Origin of the sequence: Mycobacterium szulgai, assembly GCF_002116635.1 — a bacterium.
Lineage (GTDB): Bacteria > Actinomycetota > Actinomycetes > Mycobacteriales > Mycobacteriaceae > Mycobacterium > Mycobacterium szulgai.
Window position 1 is genome coordinate 1 of record NZ_LQPW01000140.1, and the last position, 14740, is coordinate 14740.

General features: G+C 67.0%; 14 protein-coding genes and 1 pseudogene. 7 read left to right on the forward strand and 8 right to left on the reverse strand.

Features of this window, described 5'->3' with window-relative positions; translation table 11 throughout:
* The 3 genes and pseudogenes from AWC27_RS19895 to ctaC all read right to left on the reverse strand — a co-directional run.
* Nucleotides 1–498 (reverse strand): annotated as a pseudogene (locus AWC27_RS19895) (MmpS family transport accessory protein); the annotation flags it as partial.
* Between the two features lie 166 nt (nt 499–664).
* On the reverse strand, nt 665–1084 hold the full coding sequence (locus tag AWC27_RS19900; RefSeq protein WP_083113496.1) for a cytochrome c oxidase subunit 4: 420 nt from the start codon (nt 1082–1084) through the stop codon (nt 665–667).
* An 8-nt stretch (nt 1085–1092) separates the two neighbouring features.
* Nucleotides 1093–2184, reverse strand: a complete 1092-nt coding sequence (gene ctaC / locus AWC27_RS19905) for an aa3-type cytochrome oxidase subunit II (RefSeq protein WP_085672064.1) — start codon at nt 2182–2184, stop codon at nt 1093–1095.
* Between the two features lie 208 nt (nt 2185–2392).
* Here ctaC and asnB point away from each other — a divergent pair, with 208 nt between their 5' ends.
* Nucleotides 2393–4360 carry an asparagine synthase (glutamine-hydrolyzing) gene (gene asnB / locus AWC27_RS19910; RefSeq protein ID WP_085672065.1) on the forward strand — a complete coding sequence of 656 codons (1968 nt, stop codon included), beginning with the start codon at nt 2393–2395 and terminating at the stop codon, nt 4358–4360.
* On the opposite strand, the gene AWC27_RS19915 is transcribed toward asnB, so the two are convergent.
* Nucleotides 4357–5331 carry a carbohydrate kinase family protein gene (locus AWC27_RS19915; RefSeq protein WP_085672122.1) on the reverse strand — a complete coding sequence of 325 codons (975 nt, stop codon included), beginning with the start codon at nt 5329–5331 and terminating at the stop codon, nt 4357–4359. The two genes, asnB and AWC27_RS19915, sit on opposite strands and share 4 nt — an antisense overlap.
* Before the next feature lie 208 nt (nt 5332–5539).
* Between AWC27_RS19915 and AWC27_RS19920 the strand changes: the two genes are divergently transcribed.
* Entirely contained in the window at nt 5540–6205 is a 666-nt protein-coding gene (locus AWC27_RS19920) for an Rv0361 family membrane protein (RefSeq protein WP_085672066.1), read from the forward strand.
* Between the two features lie 10 nt (nt 6206–6215).
* Here AWC27_RS19920 and AWC27_RS19925 read toward each other — a convergent pair whose 3' ends face one another.
* The gene (locus tag AWC27_RS19925) at nt 6216–6572 is read right to left on the reverse strand and encodes an iron-sulfur cluster assembly accessory protein (protein WP_085672067.1); all 357 of its coding nucleotides are present in this window, start codon (nt 6570–6572) and stop codon (nt 6216–6218) included.
* Nucleotides 6573–6663: 91 nt separating this feature from the next.
* Nucleotides 6664–7740, reverse strand: coding sequence for a glycerate kinase family protein (locus AWC27_RS19930; protein ID WP_139837112.1), 1077 nt, complete (start codon nt 7738–7740; stop codon nt 6664–6666).
* A gap of 169 nt (nt 7741–7909) precedes the next feature.
* Between AWC27_RS19930 and AWC27_RS19935 the strand changes: the two genes are divergently transcribed.
* From AWC27_RS19935 to AWC27_RS19955, 5 genes are all read left to right on the forward strand, one after another.
* On the forward strand, nt 7910–8599 hold the full coding sequence (locus AWC27_RS19935; RefSeq protein ID WP_085672069.1) for a DUF3043 domain-containing protein: 690 nt from the start codon (nt 7910–7912) through the stop codon (nt 8597–8599).
* 27 nt (nt 8600–8626) lie between these two features.
* Entirely contained in the window at nt 8627–9163 is a 537-nt protein-coding gene (locus AWC27_RS19940; RefSeq protein WP_085672070.1) for a bifunctional adenosylcobinamide kinase/adenosylcobinamide-phosphate guanylyltransferase, read from the forward strand.
* Nucleotides 9160–10209, forward strand: a complete 1050-nt coding sequence (gene cobT / locus AWC27_RS19945; protein ID WP_085672071.1) for a nicotinate-nucleotide--dimethylbenzimidazole phosphoribosyltransferase — start codon at nt 9160–9162, stop codon at nt 10207–10209. Before AWC27_RS19940 ends, cobT begins: the two co-directional genes overlap by 4 nt.
* Nucleotides 10206–10946, forward strand: a complete 741-nt coding sequence (locus AWC27_RS19950; RefSeq protein WP_085672072.1) for an adenosylcobinamide-GDP ribazoletransferase — start codon at nt 10206–10208, stop codon at nt 10944–10946. The genes cobT and AWC27_RS19950 overlap by 4 nt, the downstream gene beginning before the upstream one ends.
* Before the next feature lie 113 nt (nt 10947–11059).
* Nucleotides 11060–12466, forward strand: a complete 1407-nt coding sequence (locus AWC27_RS19955) for an MFS transporter (protein ID WP_245847326.1) — start codon at nt 11060–11062, stop codon at nt 12464–12466.
* On the opposite strand, the gene AWC27_RS19960 is transcribed toward AWC27_RS19955, so the two are convergent.
* Both AWC27_RS19960 and gcvT read right to left on the reverse strand, forming a co-directional pair.
* Complete coding sequence (locus tag AWC27_RS19960; RefSeq protein WP_085672073.1) at nt 12463–13569, reverse strand: branched-chain amino acid aminotransferase; 1107 nt, start codon at nt 13567–13569, stop codon at nt 12463–12465. The two genes, AWC27_RS19955 and AWC27_RS19960, sit on opposite strands and share 4 nt — an antisense overlap.
* Nucleotides 13570–13622: 53 nt before the next feature.
* Nucleotides 13623–14726: a glycine cleavage system aminomethyltransferase GcvT gene (gene gcvT / locus AWC27_RS19965; RefSeq protein ID WP_085672074.1), complete on the reverse strand. Its 1104-nt coding sequence runs from the start codon at nt 14724–14726 to the stop codon at nt 13623–13625.
* Nucleotides 14727–14740: the final 14 nt, after the last annotated feature.

The following is a 14740-nucleotide window of genomic DNA, read 5'->3' on the forward strand; positions in this document are numbered from 1 at the left end:
CGGGGGTGGCGAAGACGACGGGGGCGGGACCGTGGTGGTGGTGATCTCATCCTGGACCGGCGGCACCGACGAGGTAGTGGCGGGAGTGGCGAGTTTGTTCGAGCCGGTGCGGGTAACGAGCAGCGACACCGAAACCACCAGTGAAATGGCGGCCAGGATGGCCGCAACGCCCACCACCCAGGGCCAGCGGGGCGCGGCATGCTCTTCGTCATCGGCCGAATCGTCGTAGCTGTCGTAGTCGTAGAGGCTGAGATCGGCGGGCAGATACCGGGCACTCAGGAACTGTTCGGACTCCGGCGCCGAATAGGCCTGCGAATATGCGTCGGTCGCGCCGGTATGGTCGCCGAGTTCGACCGCGCCGCTCTCGCCGAGGGGTTCCAGCTCCCCGCCGTGCTCGTCGGGCTCCGGACCATCGCTGAGGGGTTCGAGGTCGGCGCCGGGCTCGCTGCCGGAGTCGGGATTGTCAGGTTCCCAACCCGGGGTATCCGGCCCGCTCATGTTCGCCTACCCTGTCCAACTGCTTCACCAGCGCTGCGTTCTGGCACCCGCGCCGGGTGAATTCTCCTGTGCCTCGCAAACACTACCCAACCGAGCGGCGCAGAGAAGTCGTGGCGAACTTGCCACCGAACAACTGATGCCCGGATTGTGACCTTCTCGGATCCGATCAGTGTTTCTCGGGGCCTACGTAGTACTCGAAGACCAGTCCGGCCGCCGAGGAAAGGATGAAGACGACGCCGGCGACGATCAACCATGGCAGCCACAACGCAATTCCGACGGCCGCCACCGAACCCGACAATGCAACCATGATCGGCCACCAGCTGTGCGGGCTGAAGAAACCCAATTCCCCTGCGCCGTCGCTGATCTCAGCGCCTTCATAGTCTTCCGGGCGGGTGTCCAGCCTGCGTGCCACGAACCTGAAGAAGGTGGCCACGATCAGCGCGAGTCCGGCGGTCAGCGCCAGCGCCGTGGTGCCGGCCCACTCGACGCCACCGGTGGCGAACATCGCCGTCAGCACACCGTAAAGCACCGTCACGACGAGGAAGAACGCCGCGACAAACTCAAACAGCCTGGCTTCGATATGCATCGAGTGTCCTAACCTACTGGGCTCGGGGCCAATTCGCCGCGGCGGGCATCGAACGGATGGGTGGTGACCGCCAGCGGCGCCTGGTTAATCGCTTGCAACGCCTCGGCGTTGGTCTTGCCGTCGATACGTTGCTGCAAGTAGGCCTTGAAGTCGTTGGGAGCCACCACCCGAACCTCGAAGTTCATCATCGAGTGGTAGGTGCCGCACATCTCGGCGCAGTGGCCAACGAAGGCCCCGGTCTTGGTGATCTGCTCGACCTGCCAGACGTTGACGGAATTGTTGGCCACCGGATTGGGCATCACGTCCCGCTTGAACAAGAACTCGGGCACCCAAAAGGCATGGACCACGTCGGCCGAAGCCATTTGGAATTCGATGCGCTTGCCGGCAGGCAGCACCAGGACGGGAATCTCGCTGCTCGTTCCCAGGATCTCAACCTTGTCGAAGTTCAGGTAGCTGCGATCCTCGGTGTTGAGCCCGCGGATGGGCCCGACCAGTTCCTCGCCGTGCTTGTCCTTGCCCTCCGGCTTGGACACCATGGCCTTCTTGCGCGCCGGGTCGGCGCCATCGTAGGTCAGGGTGCCGTCTTTGAAGTTCACCCGCTGGTAGCCGAACTTCCAATTCCACTGGAAGGACGTGATGTCGACCACAACCTCGGGGTCCTTAGCGATGTGCAGAATCTTCTCCTGCACAACGACGGTGAAATAGAACAGCACCGAGATGATCAGGAACGGCGTGACGGTCAGTACCAGCTCAAGCGGCATGTTGTAGCCGAACTGGCGCGGCAGCTCGGTGTCGCCCTTCTTCTTGCGGTGGAAGACCGCCGTCCAGAAGATCAGACCCCAGACAATGACGCCGACGACCAGGGAAGCGATCACCGCACCGACCCACAGCTCCCGGTTCAGGTGAGCCTCTGGCGTGATGCCCTCCGGCCAACCCATGCCGAGTGCTTCAGACCAGCTGCAGCCGCTCAGCGTGAGGGCGAGCGCGCCCACGGTCGCGGCTAGTGCCAGCGGCCGGAGACGGCGAGACAGACCGCCGGAACGGCGCTGAGACCTGCGCTGCGACAAGCTGTGCGAACGACTTGGCTCGCGAGGTGTCACCTTGGCGCCTCCTGTATCACAAGCTGGGCCGACTGGGGTCGCGCCGCTTCGGGCGGGAACCGTCGGCGAACTCGGATGTCGAATACTACGCAGCGTAGACCACGCGGCTTTCCCGGGCGACGATGCGTGCCGAAACTGGTCCACCAAAGAGCCACAATGGGCCGCGCCGACGCCCACAACCGGCCCGAGTGCGGCATACTGGGGCGCCGTGTGTGGACTGCTCGCCTTCGTCGCGGCCCCCCCCGACCCCGGTAGCGCGCAGGGCCCCGAGGCGGCCGCGGCCGAGGCCGACGGCGCCATTGCTCGAGCATCGCACCTGATGCGGCATCGGGGGCCTGACGAACCCGGCACCTGGGCCGACCCCGACGCCGACGGGTCGGTGGTGTTCGGCTTCAATCGCCTGTCCATCATCGACATCGCGCATTCGCATCAGCCGCTGCGGTGGGGGCCGCCGGAAGCGCCAGCCCGCTACGTCCTGGTGTTCAACGGCGAGATCTACAACTACCTGGAATTGCGCGAGGAACTGGCCACCGCCCACGGCGCGGCCTTCGCCACCGATGGCGACGGCGAGGCGATCGTCGCCGGCTACCACCACTGGGGCACCGACGTCCTCAAGCGGCTGCGCGGCATGTTCGCGTTCGCACTATGGGACACTGTCACCCGCGAATTGCTCTGCGCCCGCGACCCATTCGGCATCAAGCCGCTGTTCATGGCTACCGGCACCGGCGGGACAGCGGTGGCCAGCGAAAAGAAGTGCCTGCTGGACCTGGCCGACTTGGTCGGTTTTGACACCGCGATCGACGAGCGCGCGGTGCAGCACTACGTCGTGCTGCAGTACGTGCCCGAGCCTGAGACGCTCCATCGCGGCGTGCGGCGGCTGGAATCGGGCTGTTACGCGCGGGTGCGGCCCGGATCGGACCCGGTGGTCACCCGCTACTTCGTACCCCGGTTTGCGGCGGTGCCGTTCACCGGCAATACCGAACAGGCCCGCTACGACGAGATCACCGCGGTGCTCGAGGACTCGGTGGCCAAGCACATGCGCGCCGACGTCACGGTCGGCGCCTTCTTGTCCGGAGGTATCGACTCCACAGCCATCGCAGCGCTGGCCATCCGGCACAACCCGCGGCTGATCACCTTCACTACCGGTTTCGAGCGCGAGGGTTTCTCCGAGATCGACGTCGCCGTGGCCTCGGCCGAGGCGATCGGCGCGCGCCATATCGCCAAGGTGGTCAGCGCCGACGAATTCGTCGCCGCCCTGCCCGAGATTGTCTGGTACCTCGACGAGCCGGTCGCCGACCCGGCGCTGGTGCCGCTGTTCTTCGTCGCCCGCGAGGCGCGCAAACACGTCAAGGTGGTGCTCTCCGGCGAAGGGGCCGACGAATTGTTCGGCGGCTACACGATCTACCGGGAACCCTTGTCGTTGAAGCCTTTCGACTACCTGCCCCGGTCTCTGCGGCGGTCGATGGCAAAGGTGTCCAAGCCGCTGCCGGACGGCATGCGCGGCAAGAGCCTGCTGCACCGTGGGTCGTTGACGCTCGAGGAGCGCTACTACGGCAATGCCCGCAGCTTCTCCGATGTGCAGCTACGCGACGTGCTGCCCGGGTTCCGTCCGCAGTGGACCCATACCGACGTCACGGCCCCGCTGTATGCGGAATCCGCTGCCTGGGACCCGGTGGCGCGGATGCAGCACATCGACCTGTTCACATGGCTGCGCGGCGACATCCTGGTCAAGGCCGACAAGATGACGATGGCCAATTCGCTGGAACTGCGGGTGCCGTTCCTGGACCCCGAGGTATTCGCGGTGGCTTCCCGGTTGCCGCTGCAGGCCAAGATCACTCGCACCACAACCAAGTACGCGTTGCGGCGCGCACTGGAGCCCATCGTGCCCGCACACGTGCTGCACCGGCCGAAACTGGGCTTCCCCGTGCCTATCCGGCATTGGCTGCGCGCCGGTGAGCTGCTGGAGTGGGCGTACGCGATGGTCGACTCATCGCAGGCGGGTCACCTCATCGAGCTGGCCGCGGTACGCCGCATGCTCGACGAACACCGGACCGGGGTCAGCGATCACAGCCGCCGGCTGTGGACGGTGCTGATCTTCATGCTCTGGCACGCGATATTCGTCGAGCACAGCGTGGTACCGCAGATCAACGAGCCGCAGTACCCGGTCGAGGTCTAGGCCAACACCGCAGCGATCTCGGCGGCCGCGTCCTCGCCGTAGGCACCGGCCAGCCTGGTCTCCGCAACCGAATGGTCCCATTTCCATTCCTGGGTTCCGGTCGACTCCAGCACGAGCACAGCCACCAGCGAGCCCAGCTGCGCCGAGCGCTCGAGACTCAGGCCGGCGCTGCGCCCGGTCAAGAATCCGGCCCGGAACGCATCGCCGACACCGGTTGGGTCGGTCTGGCTGGTCTCGGGCACCACACCGACATGGATGCTGCTGCCGTCGCGATCGACGATGTCGACGCCCTTGGCGCCCAGCGTGGTCACGCGCAACCCCACCTGGGCCGCAACATCGGCTTCCGACCAACCGGTCTTGGACAGCAGCAGGTCCCATTCGTAGTCATTGGTGAACAAGATGTCGGCGCCGTCGACGAGCTGACGGATCTCGTCGCCCGACAGCCTGGCCAACTGCTGGGAAGGGTCAGCGGCGAAGGGCAGACCCAGCTTGCGGCACTCCTCGGTGTGCACGATCATGGCCGCCGGGTCGTTGGCCCCGATGATCACCAACTCCGGAGTTCCGATCGCCTTTGCGACCTCGGCGAGCGAAATGTCGCGAGCCTCCGACATGGCGCCCGGGTAGAACGAGGCGATCTGGGCCATCTCGGTGTCGGTAGTGCACACGAATCGCGCCGTGTGCGCGTTCTTCGAGATCAACACGTGGTCGCAGTTGACGCCGTGCGCCTGCAACCAGGCGCCGTAATCGGCGAAGTCCGCGCCGGCCGCACCGATCAGCGCTGCATCACCGCCGAGCACACCGATGGCGAAAGCGATGTTGCCGGCCACGCCGCCGCGATGCACCACCAGGTCGTCCACCAGGAAACTGAGCGATACCTTGTGCAGGTGATCGGCCAGCAGCTGCTCGGAGAATCGGCCGGGGAACCGCATCAGGTGGTCTGTCGCAATAGAACCAGTAACCGCGATCGTCACTAAATATCCGCCCTTCATTCCTAAGGTCGTCTAGCTTCTCATGAATCGCGACCTGGCGACCAACGCTGCCGCGCATTCACAGGCCGTGCGCAGCTATTGCGCTAGCCTGCCTAGAGAACTCACCTGGGTTGCCGCAATTCCCCTGCTGGAACGGCAACCGCTCGTCGCCCGCTTAGTCGTCTCAATACACCAGCGTAGGAGAAAAACGATGGCCGGTCCGCACCCGCCGAACCCCGCTGTCGGCGCCGACGGACCTCAAGACATGCGGCACTACCCGGTAACCGGTCCCCACGGACCGGCCCAGCACCCAGAAACCCTGGACTTTCCCACCGACGCCGCAGTCCCCTATCCCGGTCCGCCGCCGCCGTCACCGGGCCCCTATCCCAGGCGTCGCCCCAAACGGCTACTCATCGGGACTCTGCTGGCCATCATGCTGGTCTCCGGCCTGACCGCGGCCATCGTTTACGGAGTCCGCACCAACGGCGCCAATACCGGTGCCACCTTTTCGGAGAAGACGGCCAAGACGTCGATTCAGGGCTACCTGAACGCCCTGGTGCACAAAGACACCGACACCATCGTCCGCAACGCGCTGTGCGGCATCTACGACGGGGTCAAGGACAAGCGTTCCGACCAGGCCCTGGCCAAGCTCAGCAGCGACGCGTTCCGCAAACAGTTTTCCCAGGTCGAGGTGACCTCGATCGACAAGATCGTGTACTGGTCGCAGTACCAGGCTCAGGTGTTGTTCACCATGCGAGTGACACCCGCCACCGGCGGCCCGCCGAAGGGTGAGGTGCAAGGCGTCGCGCAGTTGCTTTTCCAGCGCGGCCAGATCCTGGTGTGCTCCTACGTGCTGCGCACCGCGGGACAGTACTGATCAGGCTGGGTCAGTTGAACGAATCGCCGCAGGCGCAGGATCCGGTGGCGTTGGGGTTGTCGATGGTGAAGCCCTGCTTCTCGATCGTGTCGACGAAATCGATCGACGCGCCCTCAACGTAGGGAGCGCTCATCCGGTCGACCGTCAACGTCACACCGCCGAACTCCGCGGTCAGATCTCCGTCCAGCGTCCGGTCGTCGAAGAAGAGGTTGTAGCGCAACCCCGCGCAGCCGCCTGGCTGAACCGCGATCCGAAGCGACAGATCGTCGCGTCCCTCCTGGTCCAGCAGGGCCTTGGCCTTGGTGGCAGCGGCCTCGGTCAGGATCACGCCGTGGGTCTTGGCGGTCGAGTCGTTCTGCACCGTCATTGCTTCTCCTACATGCCTGATGGTTGGGTGGGCCCGCCTGGCTGGGGCCGAATATGGGCGGGGGATGTGCTCTTGGGAAAACCCACTCGTATCAACGGTACCCTGCACCGCCACGATTCCCGAGTCGCGCGGCGACCTCAGATGCCAAACCCATGAGTTGGTTGGCCGCGTCGGCCAGCGCCAGCCCCACCGAACCCGCGTAGTCGGCGATCGACAGCGCGGACATGATGCCCGCCGAGCGCGACGCGGATTTGTCCAGAACCACCTGCCCGGCCAGCACAATCACCGGAATACCCAGTTCGCTGGCCGCCTCCGCGATTTCGCCGACCACCTTGCCGTGCAGCGACTGCTCGTCCAGTTTCCCCTCTCCGGTGACTACCAGCTCCGCTTCGGCGAGGTCATCGGCCAGGTGGGTGAGCTCGGCGATGATCGCCGCGCCCGATTCGCACCGGCCGCCCAGTGCGAACAGTCCGGCTCCGATGCCGCCGGCGGCGCCGGCGCCGGGCTCGGCGCTCACCGCCCGGCCAGCGGCCGCGTCCAGTTCCATCGCCCAGGTTTCCAGGCGGACCTCAAGTTTGGCGACGGTGGCCGTGTCGGCGCCCTTCTGCGGCGCGAACACCCGCGCCGCCCCCCAGGGGCCGAGCAACGGGTACTCGACGTCCGAGGCGGCGATCAGGTCGACAGCGGCCAACTGCTCACGCGCCACGTCCAGGCCACCCAGCTCGTTGATCATTCCGCGACCACCGTCGGTGCAGGCACTGCCCCCCAACCCGACCACGATGCGCGCGGCACCCAGCTGAAGCGCCGCGGCAATCAGCTGGCCGACTCCCCTACTATGGGCCGCCAATGCCGTCTCGGGTGTGGGTGGACCGCCGAGCAGCGACAAACCGCACGCCTGGGCGACCTCGAGGAAGGCGGTCCCAGAACTCGCGTCGAACACCCAATGCGCGTCGACGTCTTTGTCCAGCGGCCCGCACACCCGCAGCTTGCGCAGCCCGCCGATCCGGTTGCTGAGTACCTCGACGAAGCCTGGACCGCCGTCGGACTGAGGGGCGACGATGAAGCTGTCGCCAGGGCGTGACCGGGTCCAGCCGGTCGCGATGACGGCCGCGGCCTCCACCGCCGACAAACTGTCGCCGTAGCAATCCGGGGCAACCAGCACCCGCATCGCGGGTAGCTGTAATCGGCCGGGCGCGAGGCCATCGGCAGCATCCGAGGCGAGCGAGCCGTCCATTACAAGCAAGAGTAGGGCTAACGTGGGCGCCACCGTCGCGTAACCCACTCAACCCGTGGGCATAGTTCCGGCGAGCGCCACCCCGGGAAGTAACCTGACGACTGTGAAGCTGTTGGGCCGCAAAAAGGGCCATGACGAAGGTGACGATTCGCCGAGCACCCCCGCGGGCGATTCCGATCTCGCAGAAGCGTCCGGAGGGTCTCGAGGGGCGCCGAAAACCGGCCCCAAGGGCCGGCCCACGCCCAAGCGCAACGAGGCCAGGCGCAACCCGAGGAAGGGTCCTGTCGTCCCCGCGCCGATGACGGCCTCCGAGGCGCGGGCGCGTCGCAAGACGCTGAAAGGCCCCAAACTCAGCCGAGAGGAACGCCGGGCCGAGAGAACTGCCAGCCGGGCCCGGATGACCGATCGGCGGGAACGCATGATGGCCGGTGACGAGGCCTACCTGCTGCCCCGCGACCAGGGCCCGGTGAAGCGCTACGTCCGCGACATCGTCGACGCGCGGCGCAACGTGCTCGGACTGTTCATGCCGTCGGCGCTGGCTTTGTTGTTCGTCATGTTCGCCGTCCCGCAGGTCCAGTACTACATGTCCCCGGCAATGCTGGTGCTGATGGCCGTGATGATGCTCGACGGAATCATCTTGGGCCGCAAGGTTGGCCGGCTAGTAGACGCGAAGTTTCCGACTAACACCGAAAGTCATTGGAAATTAGGCATTTACGCTGCCGGCCGGGCATCACAGATGCGCCGGATGCGGGCGCCCCGACCTCAAGTCGAGCGCGGCAGCAGTGTCGGCTAGCCCGCCCCGGAAAGCAGTCTGAGCGCGGTGCGCACCCTGGTACTCGGCGGCATCAGGTCGGGCAAGTCCCGATGGGCGGAGGCGGCCATCACCAACTCACTGGCACCCGGCCAGCCGGTCCGCTATCTGGCTTCGGGGCGGTGCGGCGAGGCCGACCCGGAGTGGGCGCAGCGGATCGCCCAGCATCGCGACCGCCGGCCCGGCCACTGGTCGACGGTCGAAACCGATGACATCACCGCTCAGTTGCGGCAGTCACCGGACATCCCGACGCTGGTCGACGATCTCGGCAGCTGGCTGACGGGCACGCTGGATCGCCACCAGGCCTGGGAGGAAGGATCGGTCGCGGCTCCCGTTAGGGACATACTCGCCGCAATCAGCACGTTCGGCTCGACACTGGTGCTGGTCAGTCCGGAAGTCGGGTTGACCGTCGTGCCGGCCACCCCATCCGGGCGCCGCTTCGCCGATGAGTTGGGAAGCCTCAATCAGCAGCTGGCGGCGCTGTGCGACCAAGTGGTGCTGGTGGTGGCCGGACAGGCCGTACCCATCAAGCCGCAGGCGACATGACCGATTTCATGCCGGTAGCGGCTCCCGATGCGGACGCGGCCGCAGCAGCCCGCGCCCGTCAGGACACGCTGACCAAGCCGCGCGATGCGCTGGGTCGCCTCGAGGACCTGTCGGTCTGGTTGGCGTCCTGCCAGAATCGGTGCCCGCCGCGGCAGTTCGAGCGAGCCCGGGTGGTGGTGTTCGCCGGTGACCATGGTGTGGCCCGATCGGGGGTGTCGGCCTACCCATCGGAAGTGACCGCTCAGATGGTGGCCAACATCGCCGCCGGCGGCGCGGCGATCAACGCGCTGGCCGAGGTTGCCGGCGCGACCGTTCGGGTTGCCGACCTGGGTGTGGATGCCGAAGCGCTGACCGAGCAGATCGGGGTGCACAAGGTGCGACGCGGCTGCGGCGACATCGCCATCGAGGACGCCTTGACCGAGGACGAGACCGCCGCCGCGATCGCGGCCGGCCAGCAGATCGCCGACGAGGAGGTCGACGCCGGCGCCGATCTGCTCATCGCCGGCGACATGGGCATCGGGAACACCACCGCGGCGGCCGTGTTGGTGGCCGCGCTGACGGAGGCCGAACCGGTCGCCGTGGTCGGTTTCGGGACGGGCATCGACGACGCCGGCTGGACGCGCAAGACGGCAGCTGTGCGCGATGCGCTGTTTCGGGCGCGCCGGGTGTTGCCGAACCCGGTCGGGCTGCTGCGCTGCTGCGGTGGCGCGGACCTGGCTGCGATGGCCGGCTTCTGCGCGCAGGCCGCGGTCCGGCGTACCCCACTGCTGCTCGACGGAATGGCGGTGACGGCCGCGGCGCTGGTCGCCGAGCGCCTGGCGCCCGGCGCACGGTTGTGGTGGCAGGCCGGCCATCGCTCCACCGAACCCGGTCACGCGCTGGCCCTGGCGGCCTTGCAGTTGGATCCCATCCTGGATATGCGAATGCGACTGGGCGAAGGGACCGGCGCCGCGCTGGCGGTGTCGGTGCTGCGCGCCGCGGTGGCCACGCTGTCCTCGATGTCGACCTTCAGCGAAGCCGGCGTATCGACCCCGCCGCTCTCGTGATGCGATCGCTGGCAACAGCTTTCGCATTCGCAACGGTGTTTCCCGTCCGCGCTGCAACCGCCGCGCCCATCGGGCGCGGCGCCATGACCGCGCTGCCGGTGGTAGGCGCCGCGTTGGGCGGCCTGGCCGCGGCCGTCACTTGGGCGGGCACGCAGGCGTTCGGCCCGTCCAGCCCGCTGTCGGGACTGCTCGCCGTGGCGGCGCTGCTGATCGCAACCCGTGGCCTGCACATCGACGGCGTGGCCGATACGGCCGACGGGCTGGGCTGCTATGGACCGCCGCAGCGCGCCCTTGCGGTCATGCGGGACGGGTCAACGGGCCCGTTCGGGGTGGCCGCCATTGTCCTGGTCATCGTCGCCCAAGGGCTGGCCTTCTCGACCCTCGGCATGACCGGCATTGCGGTGGCCGTCTTCGCCGGCCGGGTCACCGCCGTACTGGCCTGTCGCCGATCGGTGCCGGCTGCCGAAGGCAGCGCCTTGGGGGCCCGTGTCGCAGGTTCCCAGCCGGTGGCGGCGGTGGCGGCCTGGCTAGCCGTGGTGCTGGCGGCTTCGCTGGTAGCAGGCCCACGGTTGTGGCAGGGGCCGGTCGCGGTGCTACTGGCTGTGGGCTGCGGTGCGGTCCTGGTGGCACATTGCGTGCGCCGATTCGGCGGCATCACCGGTGACGTGCTGGGCTGCGCCATCGAGCTAACAACGACGATGAGCGCTACTCTGTTGGCAGCGCTGATCCGGTTTTAGCCTGCTTCTGACCCGGCGCACTGCAGCGTCCCCCAATTGGGGGACACAATTTGGTCCGATCGTCGCCGATCGGAGGATTGTTTTGCCCGCTCAGGCGCCTTAACGTCTTCGTTATGCCCGCATCACGGCTGAGCAGCCCGGCGACCGACGCGCCGCGCAACCCGTACGGGCGGCTGCTTACCCAGGGCACCTGCTACACCGCGGGAATGCAGCTGAGCAACGTGTCGGTGGTCCTGCCGTTCGTGTGCGCACACCTGGGCATGACCTGGACCGCAGCACTGTTGTTCCCGGCCTACAGCATCGGTTCGATCACCGGAAACTCGCTATCGCCGGCGATCCTGCAGCGGACCGGCCACCGGCGCCATGTCCTGCTTGCCCTGATCGCCGCCAGCGCGGCGACCTTGCTCGTGTGTGACGCGATAATCCCCTGGACCAGCAAGTTGGTCGGGCCGGTGTTCATGCTGACCTCGGCGCTGGGCGGAATCGTCGTCGCGCTCTCGAGCGTCGCCTACACCGACATGATCGCCAGCAAGCTGGCGGCGGCACGACGGGGCCAACTGTTCCTCACCCAAGGCGCGGCCGGGTCGACGCTGGCCACATTTTTCACCCTGCTGGTCGTGCCGATGCTGGGCAACGGCAACCAGACAGCCGCGTACCACTACCTGCTGTGGCTGGGTGCCGCGGCGCTGTACTCATCCGCCATCGCGGCCCTGCTCGTCGGTCCGATGCCCTCGGTCGGCACCACCCGGCGGCCCTCGCTGCGGGAAACGTACCGGCAGGGCTTCGCGGCCGCGGGATCGCAGCGCTGGTTCCGCCAGTACGCACTGACGTATCTGTTGTTCGCGCCGATCAGCCTGGGCACCAGCTTCTACAGCCTGCGTGCGGCAAAGCACAACGGCACTCTGCACGTGCTGATCATCCTGTCCAGCATCGGCTTGGTGGTCGGGTCGGTCGCGTGGCGCAAGGTCTACACCCGGTTCGGAGTACGCGGGATGTTGCTCGGCAGTGCATCGCTGAGCTCGGCCGGCGCGGTGCTGAGCATCGTGGCGGAGACCTCCGGCCAGTGGTACCACATGTGGGCCTACGGCACGGTGTTCCTGCTGGCGACCGTTTCGGGTCAGCCCGTCGTCGCCGCCGCGGTTTCCTGGATCAGCGTGTTCGCCGCAGAAGAGCACCGCGGGACGCTCATCGGCTTCAGCATGACACTGGTTGCCATCGAATCCGCCGTGCTGGGAGCCGGACTGGGCGGACTCGCACAAGCCCGCTCCACGGTCTTGCCGGTGGTCCTGGTGCTGGTACTGGCCGTCATCGCCGGCATCGCCGCGCTGCGTGCACCCGGTCCGATCGGCGAAACGTCACGCAGCCGGTCATGGCGGGTCCAGCGGCGCGTCTCAAAGCTGGTCGTGCCCGAAACCACCGATCTCGTCGGCCGCGTCCATCGCGGTCAGATCCGGCACGCCTGGGCCAGCTGGCATCCAGAGCCGGCCCGGCCTGTCCAAACGGCCGCTGCAGTCGCCTAACCCAGCCGCGACATCCACCCGTGGGTGTCGGCGAAAGTGCCGCGCTGGATCCCGGTGAGGGTGTCACGCAAAGCCATTGTCACTTCACCAGGTTGGCCGTCGGCGACGGTGAATTCGCTGTCGCCGTATTTCACCCGGGCGACCGGCGTGATGACGGCGGCGGTACCGCAGGCGAACACCTCGGTGATCTCGCCCGAGGCGGCTTTCTTCTGCCATTCGGCGATGTCGATCTTGCGCTCCTCGACCGAGAATCCGCCGTCAATCGCCAACTGCAGCAGCGAATCACGGGTGATACCGGGCAGCAGCGAGCCGGACAGTTCCGGGGTGACCAGCCGCGCTGAACCACCGCTGCCCAGCACGAAGAAGAGGTTCATGCCGCCCATCTCTTCGACGTACCGGCGCTCGACGCCGTCCAGCCACACCACTTGGTCGCAACCGTTTTCGGCGGCTTGGGCCTGCGCCAGCAGCGAGGCCGCGTAGTTGCCGCCGAACTTGGCCGCGCCGGTACCGCCGGGACTGGCCCGCACGTATTCCGTTGACACCCAGACGCATACGGGGCTGATGCCGCCTTTGAAGTACGCGCCGGCCGGCGAGGCGATCAGCAGATAGCGGTATTCCTTGGCCGGCCGCACGCCCAGTCCGGGCTCGGTGGCGATGATGAACGGCCGCAGATACAGGGCCTCTTCGCCACCGGCTCTGGGTACCCAGGCCTCGTCGACCGCGATCAGCTGGCGCAGGGATTCGATGAACAGCTCGTCGGGCAGTTCCGGAATTGCAAGCCGCCGGGCCGACGAGCGCAACCGGGCGGCGTTGGCGTCGGCGCGAAACGACACGATGGAGCCGTCCGCCCAGCGGTAGGCCTTGAGCCCTTCGAACACTTCCTGCGCGTAGTGCAGCACGATGGCCGACGGGTCCAACTCGATGGGACCGTACGCGATGACGCGCGCGTTGTGCCAACCACTGCCCACGCTGTAGTCGATCGAAACCATGTGGTCGGTGTGGTATTTGCCGAAGCCAGGGTCAGCCAGGATCGATACCCGCTGGTCCTCGGTGGCCGGACTTTGCGAGCGCGAAACCGTGAACTCAAGGGAACCGCTGGTCATGGCGCTGATTCTATATCCGTGCGCCAACGGGTTTTTGCCATGCGAGCCGGCCGCTAGCGCGTTTTCAGCTCGACGAACGGCGGACGCACCACTTCGCACTCCACGGCACGTCCGCGGACGTCGACGGTGATTCGCTGGCCGTCATTCACTTCCGCGTCGGTGTCGATCAACGCCAGCGCGATGCCCACTTGCAATGTCGGAGAAAACGTTCCGGACGTGGTGACGCCGATTGCGCGCTCGCCTTGGAGCACCGTCAACCCGGGCCGCAGCACACCGCGACCAACCATGCGCAGTCCCCGCAACAGCCGCCGCGGCCCCGCTTCCTTCTCGGCCAGCAGCGCATCACGGCCAAAGAATGCCGCCTTCTTCCAGCCGATCGCCCAACCGCATCGGGCCTGTAGGGGCGAGATGTCGAGCGAAAGTTCGTGACCGTGCAGCGGATAGCCCATCTCGGTGCGCAAGGTGTCGCGGGCGCCCAGACCGGCGGGCTCACCGCCGGCGTCCGTCACCGCGGCCACCAGGGCGTCGAACACCACGCCCGCGGACTCCCACGGCGGCAGCAGTTCGTAGCCGTGCTCGCCGGTGTATCCGGTGCGGCAGACCCGCACCGGCACGCCCGAATACGTGGCGTCGGCGTAGCCCATGTAGTCCATGCCGGTCGGCAGTCCCAGCGCGCCAAGCACGTCGGTCGACCGTGGCCCCTGTACCGCCAGCACCGCATAGGACCGGTGCAGGTTGGTGATGGTCAAAGTGTCCGGCGCGGCGGCCTGCAACGCATCGACGACCGCTGCGGTGTTGGCGGCATTGGGCACCAAGAAGATTTCGTCGTCGGCGACGTAATAGGCGATCAGGTCGTCGATGACGCCGCCGGAATCCGTGCAGCACAACGTGTATTGCGCCTTGCCCGCACCGATGCGGGTCAGGTCGTTGGTCAGTGCGGAGTTGACGAATTGCGCGGCACCGGGTCCTTTCACCAGCGCCTTGCCGAGATGGCTGACGTCGAACAGGCCGACGGCATTTCGGGTGGCGTTGTGCTCACTGACGGTGCCGGCATACGACACCGGCATCGACCAGCCGCTGAATTCGGCGAAACTTGCGCCCAGTTCGCGGTGGCGGTCTTGCAGCGGTCCCTGTAACAGTTCTGGCGCAGCGCTCACGGCGTCCCACCCTA